Source organism: Shewanella sp. GutDb-MelDb (assembly GCF_002836075.1).
GTDB lineage: Bacteria > Pseudomonadota > Gammaproteobacteria > Enterobacterales > Shewanellaceae > Shewanella.
This window is the reverse complement of the sequence record NZ_PJBM01000003.1, coordinates 1-6097: the sequence shown is the minus strand read 5'-3', so window position 1 is coordinate 6097 and position 6097 is coordinate 1. Positions and strand designations below refer to the sequence as shown.

Annotated in this window: 7 protein-coding genes; 3 read left to right on the top strand and 4 right to left on the bottom strand. The window is 45.4% G+C overall.

What is annotated here, in order from left to right:
- Positions 1-137: 137 nt before the first annotated feature.
- On the bottom strand, positions 138-1454 hold the full coding sequence (locus CXF82_RS00165) for a TIGR03503 family protein (protein ID WP_101091870.1): 1317 nt from the start codon (positions 1452-1454) through the stop codon (positions 138-140).
- A gap of 10 nt (positions 1455-1464) precedes the next feature.
- Positions 1465-2193, bottom strand: coding sequence for a DNA polymerase III subunit epsilon (gene dnaQ, locus CXF82_RS00160; RefSeq protein WP_101091869.1), 729 nt, complete (start codon positions 2191-2193; stop codon positions 1465-1467).
- 72 nt (positions 2194-2265) lie between these two features.
- Between dnaQ and rnhA the strand changes: the two genes are divergently transcribed.
- A complete protein-coding gene (gene rnhA, locus CXF82_RS00155; protein WP_101091868.1) occupies positions 2266-2745 on the top strand; it encodes a ribonuclease HI in 480 nt (159 codons plus the stop codon).
- A gap of 20 nt (positions 2746-2765) precedes the next feature.
- On the opposite strand, the gene CXF82_RS00150 is transcribed toward rnhA, so the two are convergent.
- On the bottom strand, positions 2766-3662 hold the full coding sequence (locus tag CXF82_RS00150; RefSeq protein WP_102038675.1) for a LysR substrate-binding domain-containing protein: 897 nt from the start codon (positions 3660-3662) through the stop codon (positions 2766-2768).
- Positions 3663-3678: 16 nt separating this feature from the next.
- Complete coding sequence (locus tag CXF82_RS00145) at positions 3679-4413, bottom strand: class I SAM-dependent methyltransferase (protein ID WP_101091866.1); 735 nt, start codon at positions 4411-4413, stop codon at positions 3679-3681.
- Positions 4414-4520: 107 nt separating this feature from the next.
- On the opposite strand from CXF82_RS00145, the gene gloB reads away from it, so the two are divergent.
- Together gloB and CXF82_RS00135 are read left to right on the top strand one after the other, a co-directional pair.
- Complete coding sequence (gene gloB, locus CXF82_RS00140; protein WP_102038676.1) at positions 4521-5297, top strand: hydroxyacylglutathione hydrolase; 777 nt, start codon at positions 4521-4523, stop codon at positions 5295-5297.
- Positions 5298-5387: 90 nt separating this feature from the next.
- Positions 5388-6097 (top strand): transglycosylase SLT domain-containing protein (locus CXF82_RS00135; RefSeq protein WP_180961142.1); only part of this gene is annotated, 710 nt, incomplete at its 3' end.

The following is a 6097-nucleotide window of genomic DNA, read 5'->3' as shown; positions in this document are numbered from 1 at the left end:
GCTCCACATCAAGTGCGATGAATAATACGTAGACTGCCAAACTCAGTCAATCATTTTTTGCGTCAACCATGACTAACCAGCTAAAAAATGACCAATCCCGATATTCAACGCTTTGCAACGGCTGTCGCGGTGGTTAATTATCCAGCTTTTGGATCATCGAAATCTTCAGGCATCGATAAATCAATCTCGTCCAACGCTAATGTCATTTTCTGTTGCTGACTTTCTTTATCCATTCTCGCCTGCGTCGCAGCGAGTGCTTTCTTTAAGTTACTGCGTTTACGAACAAACAACAAAACCAATATGCCTAAAATAAACAACACCGTATTCACGGTTATCAGCCAAAACACCGCTTCTTCTTTTGCTGTGCTTTCAGCTTTTTGAGCTTGGAGATCTGCTTTAGCGGCGAGTTCTTCAGCTGACGGTGGTGGTTCTGGCGGTTTAATAAAATTAAAAAACAGTTCCGGTAACGTCAAGTAGATCTCTCGGCCGTTTTGGGTGGTGCTGACCGCCGTGAGCTTTATTCTATAGCTGCCAAAGTCATTCACCTTGCGTAGGCTATACAAGGTCTCGGGGCTATTTATCTCGGAAACCGTGACTTGAAGACGCATTCCCGCAGGCCCTACGATTTCAGCTTCAACATGAGTCTCAGCCAAAACCAGTTCATTTTCATCTACATTGATCCGCAGATCCCACTCACCTGAATCGAGGTTTTGTGGGGCAACAATATCGACAGCAATGGGTCGAGTTGACAACCTAAAGGGCTCAGAATACTTACGTTCAAGCACCGCATTTTTAGCCATCACTTGCAGTGTGTAGCTGCCCCAAGCCTGGTTTAGATTCAGTTTACTGGTGAATACACCGTCATCGGGTCGCTCGTCTAATGACTCGCCATTATCGCGATAGGTCCCCACGATAACGCTACCGGCTGCAAAGTTTTCATCGGCTGGATTATTATCACTGATAAATTTTGCCGTCCAGCTCATTAAGTAATCTAACCCGGGTAGGCGTACCTTTTGCTCGTCACCTATCAAGCGGGCGGTGAGTTTTAAGCGCTCGCCTTGGTACAGCGGCTGTGGGATCGGATCTACATCAATGGACAGCACTGACACTTTATCGATGACAGAACCTTCAACCACCTTACCGATTAACTGCCAGGGGCCTGGCATTGGGTCTTTGATAGTGATCATGTCGCCAGTTAGGCCATCCATCCATTTAACATGCTCAGGATGACGACTGATATACCATTTACTGCCGTCAGGTTGCACGATAATAACCGGTGAGCTGCCGTATTCACGATGGATAAGTAGCGTGACACTGTCGACCATATGGTCAATTCTAAATCGATTTTTTAACTCTGATGCCTGCGATGAAAGCATCACTTCGGCGACGGCACAATGAGTTATCATTAGCCCCAAATATGCCATCACCACACAAGTTGTTACGCGTTTAATCATAGAATGAGGTCTATCCTCGCCAAATACACTGTCCAGATTTAGCAACTAAATCGAGTCGCTCTTCATGTCTAGTTAGTTCATCGGCCGTTGCGCTGATCACTTTAAGTATTGCGCGGTCTCTAGGCAGTTTATTTATACCTCCGCCTTCTTGCCCTGCTTTCTCACTCGATAGGTTAAAGTTTGTTTGCCCACCAGTCATGATGAGGTAAACGTCAGCTAAGATCTCAGCATCGAGCAATGCGCCATGGAGATCGCGACGTGAGTTATCAATGCCATAACGCTTACACAGAATATCCAGGTTATTCTTCTGACCTGGATGCAGGTGCTTTGCTATCGCAAGTGAATCGAGAATTTGACAGATATTTGCGGTTTTAGGCCCAACAGGCTGTAACATCGAAAACTCATGGTCCATAAAGCTAACGTCAAAGCTGGCGTTATGGGCCACAATTTCAGCACCATCAATAAACTCAATAAAGCTTTTGGCTATTTGATGAAATTTGGGTTTATCCGCCACAAACTCATTGGTGATCCCGTGAACCTCAATGGCCTCAGGGTCGATAGGCTGTAACGGATTAATATACTCGTGGTAATGTCGACCCGTTAACTTGCGGTTAATGACTTCAACACAACCAATTTCAATAATTCGGTGACCAAGATGAATGGCACCACTGGATTGGTTCATACCTGTCGTTTCGGTATCAAGAATAATCTGACGTTTAGCGCTTGAAATAATATTCATGTGAATTAATGCATTTCTCAGTTAAATTTTTTGGGTATACTCGCCCAGCACTTTAGCTATGGTACCAACTTGATGACTGGACTGAAACAGATCTCTATCTTTACCGACGGTTCTTGCTTAGGCAACCCTGGACCTGGCGGCTACGGCATTGTAATGAAGTATAAAAAGCAGACCAACGAACTCGCCGATGGTTTTGCGCTAACAACGAACAACCGCATGGAGATGCTCGCGCCTATTGTGGCATTAGAAGCATTAAAAGTCCCCTGCCAAGTGATCCTAACGAGCGATAGCCAATATATGCGCCAAGGGATCACACAGTGGATCCATGGCTGGAAACGCAATGGGTGGGTCACTTCAGCCAAGCAACCGGTAAAGAATGTCGATTTGTGGCAACGTCTCGATACGGTGTCGCAATTGCACAAAATCGACTGGCGTTGGGTTAAAGGGCATGCTGGCCATATCGAAAATGAACGTTGTGATGACTTAGCCCGTGAAGCTGCTGAGAAAAAACCAACTCAAGAAGACAGTGGCTACTTAGCACAACAAGCTTAACGGCGACTCAGTTATAAAAACTAACTATCAATGTTTAAAAAATCTTGGCAAAAAGTGGTGAACGCGCTGCCAATTGCGCTGAATTTCCGGCTTTTATGATGGATCCGATAAAATTTTCGCTCAAGCAACAGCCCATCGACATGGATAACAGCGAGCTCTTTACGGCTGATCTCTTTTTCAAGGGTTAACTCTGAGAGCACACCAAGCCCCGCCCCCTGATTCACGGCTTGTTTAATTGCATCAGGCGTTGAGAACCTAAACTTTTCTTGTGGCTGCATATCAAGCATGTTGGCTGCATTGACAAAACAATCACGGGTGCCTGAGCCCTCTTCTCTCATCACCCAAGACTGACTGGCTAATTCATGCGGGCTCACTGTTTTCCCCGCCAGAGGATGCTCTGGCTGGCAAAAAATCAATAAACGGTCTTTATGCCAAGCTTCAACGGTAATACGGCTATCGAGACACTGCCCTTCAATAAAGCCCATTTCACTTCTAAATTCGAGCACCGCATTAATCACAGCTTGGGTATTATCAATATCAACATTAACCATTGTGTTGGTATGCTGCAGACAAAAAGCCACTGCACTTTTTGCTAATAAATAGTTGCCAATGGTTGAACTAGCACTGACATTAAGGTCACCGCCTAACTCAGTGCCTGCAGGAGAAAATGCATTTTCTATCTGATCTATTTTGTGTAGCGCATCGGTTGCCAGTGGCAGTAGCATACTGCCTTGTGAGTTTAGTTGCAGTCGATTACCAATCCGCTCAAACAGTCGAGTATCCAGTTGCTTCTCTAGCTCTGATAGTGCCATTGATGCTGCGGGAGAGGACAAGTTAACGATTTCAGCCGCTTTAGCCACTTGGCCACTGCGGGCTACAGCTTCAAAAATAGCGAGTTGTTTCAAAGTAATACGCATTAATAGTCTTAACCATTCATTTGGTTGATTGAGAAGTATGGCCTGTTCGACCCGCACTCGGTGCTGTCGACCAATTGGGTTGCTTAACTTTTCGCTTTGATCTCATTGGAGTGAGCGGTGTTTCTAGCTTTCTTGCTACCAAAACATAAAGGCTGCCGGTACTCGGTAACCAGGATTTTAAAGCATGAGACCAAATACTGTCACTTTTAACTTCATTTAACAGGTGATGGTGCAGGAGTCGCTCGTCGGCAACCACTTGATAACCTAGAAGACCAAGCCAATCTTTAACGCGAGAAGGCATGAAAAAGCGGCCATTCCAGGGGATCTCTTGTTGATGCTTTGGTAGCACTTTACCCAAGAACATTGAACTTAACGGATTAAACCCAACAATAATCAAATAGCCGCCCGAAATGAGGACTCGGTCGACTTCGCGAAGTAACCGATATGGATCTGCCTCAAACTCAAGAAGAAAGTTCATCACCACAGCATCGACACACGCATTTTGAATGGGCAATTGACTATAATCAGCCACAATATCGGCTTCAGGTTCATCAAAAAGCGAATACTGGCAACTAACGCCGACACCGGTTTTATCCAGCTTGGCACTGAGCGGCCCTAGGCTTAGCATATAATAGCCAAACACCCTCGGCCACCATGGAAACAACGCCTCTTCTATACTTTCACGTATCACGGCACCGTTTGGTAATTCTGACCAATGATAAGGTTTTAGCGGAATACCTGTATGAGTCAAAGCAATCTCCTGATCGGCTGAAGCTCTACTTTAATGACGAAAGCGGTATACAAGCAATAGCTTTGATAAGTAAACTTGTTTTAACGCTCAAATTATCGGGATTTACTATGTTAACAGTCACTCCATTACCCGCTTTTGATGACAATTATATCTGGGCACTGCAAGTTGCTCATATCCACGGTGCCTATGTCGTTGATCCCGGTGATGCTAATGTCGTTATCGATTTTCTTGATCAGGCCCAGATGCCTTTACTGGGTGTACTGATAACGCATCACCACCATGATCATACCGGTGGTATTGCTAAACTCCTTAGTCATTATGGCAGTAACACCCCTGTTTATGGACCTTTGAAGGAGAATATTGAAGGTGTGAATCAGCCCGTTAGTGCGACTAAAAACCTGCAGCTACACAATATTGAGCTAAACGCAGAGGTCATTGAAGTACCAGGGCACACCTTAGGCCATGTTGCTTATTTGATTGAAGATGTCTTATTTTGCGGTGATACTTTATTCAGTGCTGGTTGTGGCCGCTTGTTCGAGGGCTCGCCGGAGCAAATGTTAGCCTCGCTAACGCAGTTAAGTAATATCGTCGATAGCACCAAAGTTTGTTGTACTCACGAGTACACCCTCGCTAACCTCGCCTTTGCCAATGCCGTCGACCCCAGCAATGAACAGCTGCGACAATACACCGAGCAAGCGCAACAGTTGAGAGCAACTAACACCCCGACGTTACCGTCATCTATCGCCCTAGAAAAAGCGATAAACCCATTTTTACGCAGCCATACCGAAGAAATACGCAATTCTTTAGCTGATAAATTCCAACAACCTATAATCGATAATGTGAAAAGCTTTGCACTTCTGCGCCAATGGAAAGACAATTTCTAAAAAATACTCTATGATAACTCGCTAATCCAGCGCCACCAAGCCAGATATACTCTGGCTTTTTTGGGCCTAAATCAAGGACACACATTTTACATGCGCGTACCCATTTTATTTGTCGCGGGGGGGATTGCCCTGCTGACTGGTTGCCAAACGTTAAGCAACCAACCGACTTCAGAAGGAATTTCAACTGCGCCAGTCGTGGCAGAAAAAGTCACCATAGAACCCGCTCAAGCTGACGTTGTTGAGGTGGTCGAAATCACTGATATCTGGCAACGGATCCGTCTCGATATGCAGATGGACATTCCAGATGAAAAGTTAATCAGACAGTACCGTGATTGGTATATCAAACATCCAGAACACTTAAAACGTATTTCAGAACGAGCTACACCGTTCATGTTCTTGATTGTGGAAGAGTTGGAAAAGCGCAACTTACCGATCGAATTGGCACTTTTGCCCATCGTTGAAAGTGCATTTGATCCTTTTGCCTACTCTCACGGTGCAGCATCTGGCTTATGGCAGTTCACCTCTCCAATGGCACGCCACTTTGGCCTGCAGATGAACTGGTGGTATGACGGTCGCCGTGATGTGCCCGCTGCAACCATTGCCGCACTTGATATGCTTGAATACTTATATGATAAGACAAGTAATAACTGGTTATATGCGATTGCCGCTTATAATACCGGTGAAGGCCGAGTCATCAACGCTGCTAAGCGCAATAAGCGCAAAGGTATACCGACTGATTTCTGGCATTTAGATTTGCCACGCGAAACAGAGCGCTATGTTCCGCAACTATTAGCGCTAGC

What these genes read in the sequence shown, in the direction of transcription:
- CXF82_RS00165 (WP_101091870.1), bottom strand. Translation starts at nt 1,454, where the DNA reads ATGATTAAACGCGTAACAACTTGTGTGGTGATGGCATATTTGGGGCTA.
- dnaQ (WP_101091869.1), bottom strand. Translation starts at nt 2,193, where the DNA reads ATGAATATTATTTCAAGCGCTAAACGTCAGATTATTCTTGATACCGAA.
- rnhA (WP_101091868.1), top strand. Translation starts at nt 2,266, where the DNA reads ATGACTGGACTGAAACAGATCTCTATCTTTACCGACGGTTCTTGCTTA.
- CXF82_RS00150 (WP_102038675.1), bottom strand. Translation starts at nt 3,662, where the DNA reads ATGCGTATTACTTTGAAACAACTCGCTATTTTTGAAGCTGTAGCCCGC.
- gloB (WP_102038676.1), top strand. Translation starts at nt 4,521, where the DNA reads ATGTTAACAGTCACTCCATTACCCGCTTTTGATGACAATTATATCTGG.